2 tRNA genes and 2 rRNA genes (1 of these 4 cut by a window edge) are annotated in these 3350 nt (G+C 42.3%); all 4 read right to left on the minus strand.

The window, feature by feature from the left end:
• Positions 1–647 (minus strand): 23S ribosomal RNA (locus HNQ03_RS15710) (it extends 2121 nt beyond the left edge of the window).
• Between the two features lie 412 nt (positions 648–1059).
• A tRNA-Ala gene (locus HNQ03_RS15715) sits at positions 1060–1133 on the minus strand.
• Between the two features lie 93 nt (positions 1134–1226).
• Positions 1227–1300: transfer RNA gene (locus HNQ03_RS15720), tRNA-Ile, on the minus strand.
• A 219-nt stretch (positions 1301–1519) separates the two neighbouring features.
• Positions 1520–3037, minus strand: a 16S ribosomal RNA gene (locus HNQ03_RS15725).
• Together the 16S and 23S rRNA genes with 2 tRNA genes alongside form the textbook arrangement of a ribosomal RNA operon.
• Between the last annotated feature and the right edge of the window lie 313 nt (positions 3038–3350).

Genomic DNA, 3350 nt, shown 5'->3' on the forward strand with positions numbered 1-3350 from the left:
CCTACTAACTAAGCGCCCTATTCAGACTCGCTTTCGCTGCGCCTCCGTACCTTAAGTACTTAAGCTCGCTAGTAAAATTAACTCGTAGGCTCATTATGCAAAAGGCACGCCGTCACCCAACTTGTGGGCTCCGACCGCTTGTAGGCGTACGGTTTCAGGTTCTCTTTCACCCTTCTATTCGAAGTGCTTTTCACCTTTCCTTCACAGTACTTGTTCACTATCGGTCTTTCAGGAGTATTTAGCCTTGGAGGATGGTCCCCCCATATTCAAACAGGATTTCACGTGTCCCGCCCTACTCATTTATCACTTATGTATGCCTTTCATATACCGGGCTATCACCGTCTATGGCTGTTCTTTCCAAAACATTCTACTAAACATATAAAAGCTTTTGGGCTAATCCGCTTTCGCTCGCCGCTACTTACGGAATCTCTTCGATTTCTTTTCCTCCGGGTACTTAGATGTTTCAGTTCTCCGGGTTTGCTCTCTAATAAATTAGAGTGACTGGTCTTCAACCAGCCGGGTTGCCCCATTCAGACATCTGCGGATCAATTCGTGTGTGCCGATCCCCGCAGCTTTTCGCAGCTTACCACGTCTTTCTTCGCCTCTGAAAGCCTAGGCATCCGCCATACGCCCTTAACGATTTCTTTCCTATTAATTTAATTATAATAATTTGCCAAACACTTCAAAAGTGCTTTGGTCTTTTCTTTGTGATGTTCTTATCGTTAATGTCAATGATCTTGTCTCTTCTATCCAAATTAATACGCAAACATTGTTTTTGGCTCTGTTGCAACTTTTAAATTAATCCTTCTAAATTGTAAAAATTAAAGGCCTTCGCCTTTTTATTAAGTAAATAATAAATAACCGTCTAAACAACTATTTTTATCCTAATTAATAAAAACCTTTCGGTTAATTTCTCTATGTTCTAATTATATCTCTATAATTACGTCTTCTCTTGTCTACTCTCGTAAACTTTTTTTTAATAATACATAACCAATGACTATATATTACTAACTTTTATCTGTTTTAAAGATGATCAGCTTCCCGATGATCTCCAAATTGTGGAGAATATCGGAGTCGAACCGATGACCTCCTGCGTGCAAGGCAGGCGCTCTAGCCAGCTGAGCTAATCCCCCTCTTTTTTAATTAATTTTGAGTTATCAAGTATCTAAGTTGTCGAGTTTAAACTCTATTACTCTTCTACTTCTTAACTCTTTAATTATAATTAGTAGTCTCGGGCAGGCTCGAACTGCCGACCTCTACATTATCAGTGTAGCGCTCTAACCAGCTGAGCTACGAGACTGTCTTTTTTAGACTAATAAGTAATAAAATTCGTATAGTATAGACATATAATGCCTGAAAATACTAATCTAATACCTATATCTCTTTCCTTGATACTAACTATTAAGGGTTTCCTTATATTTTTAATAAAAATAACAACTAAAATAAATATTACAAAAGCAAACTTTTAAGCAAGTTCTTTTTGTTAATTTGTTTATACTCAGTTACAACTGAGTCTCTAAAATGAGATGTTCCAGCCGCACCTTCCGGTACGGCTACCTTGTTACGACTTAGCCCTAGTTACCTGTTTTACCCTAGGCAGCTCCTATTAAGGTCACCGACTTCAGGTACCCCAGACTTCCATGGCTTGACGGGCGGTGTGTACAAGGCCCGGGAACGTATTCACCGCGCCATGGCTGATGCGCGATTACTAGCGATTCCAGCTTCATAGAGTCGAGTTGCAGACTCCAATCCGAACTGAGACCGGCTTTCGAGATTTGCATCCAGTCACCTGGTAGCTGCCCTCTGTACCGGCCATTGTATTACGTGTGTGGCCCAAGGCGTAAGGGCCGTGATGATTTGACGTCGTCCCCACCTTCCTCTCTACTTGCGTAGGCAGTCTCACTAGAGTCCTCAACTTAATGTTAGCAACTAGTGACAGGGGTTGCGCTCGTTGCAGGACTTAACCTAACACCTCACGGCACGAGCTGACGACAACCATGCAGCACCTTGAAAAATGTCCGAAGAAGGATCTATTTCTAAACCTGTCATTTCCCATTTAAGCCTTGGTAAGGTTCCTCGCGTATCATCGAATTAAACCACATAATCCACCGCTTGTGCGGGCCCCCGTCAATTCCTTTGAGTTTCACTCTTGCGAGCGTACTCCCCAGGTGGCTAACTTATCGGTTTCCCTTAGCCTCTGAAGCTTAAAGCCCCAAAAACGAGTTAGCATCGTTTACGGCGTGGACTACCAGGGTATCTAATCCTGTTCGCTCCCCACGCTTTCGTCCATCAGCGTCAGTTATAACTTGGTAACCTGCCTTCGCAATTGGTGTTCTAAGTAATATCTATGCATTTCACCGCTACACTACTTATTCCAGCTACCTCAAATATACTCAAGACTAACAGTATCAATGGCAGTTTCATAGTTAAGCTATGAGATTTCACCACTGACTTATTAGCCCGCCTACGGACCCTTTAAACCCAATAAATCCGGATAACGCTTGCACCCTCCGTATTACCGCGGCTGCTGGCACGGAGTTAGCCGGTGCTTATTCATATAGTACCTTCAGCTAGATACACGTATCTAGGTTTATCCCTATATAAAAGAAGTTTACAAACCGTAGGTCCTTAATCCTTCACGCGGGATGGCTGGATCAGGCTTTCACCCATTGTCCAATATTCCTCACTGCTGCCTCCCGTAGGAGTCTGGTCCGTGTCTCAGTACCAGTGTGGGGGATCACCCTCTCAGGCCCCCTAAAGATCGTAGTCTTGGTGAGCCGTTACCTCACCAACTAACTAATCTTGCGCGTGCCCATCTTTATCCACCGGAGTTTTCAATATAATTAGATGCCTAATCATATATTATGGGGTATTAATCTTCCTTTCGAAAGGCTATCCCCCTGATAAAGGTAGGTTGCACACGTGTTACGCACCCGTACGCCGCTCTCTGAGTAGCAAGCTACTCATACCGCTCGGCTTGCATGTGTTAGGCCTCCCGCTAGCGTTCATCCTGAGCCAGGATCAAACTCTCCATTGTATGGTGTTATCCCCTCACTCAAAAGTCTATTATCGCTTCTGTTGTCCTTATCTTAGTTGTTATCTATAATTTCAATGACCTTTTCTCTTTCCGCTTTTTATAAAAAATTGCTCTGTCAGCATTCCTTATTTGCGAGTGCAAAAGTATAAAACTTTTTTGAACCTACCTAATGTTTCTTGAAAAAAATTTAAAATAAATCCTAAACCCTTTAACAAAACTAAATAAACCCAAAACTTCTACGCTTTCCCAATAAAACATCTCTGATTATTTGGGACTGCAAAGATACATATATTTTCTATCCTACAAAATGTTT

This window comes from Frigoriflavimonas asaccharolytica, assembly GCF_013294015.1.
Taxonomy (GTDB): Bacteria; Bacteroidota; Bacteroidia; order Flavobacteriales; family Weeksellaceae; genus Frigoriflavimonas; species Frigoriflavimonas asaccharolytica.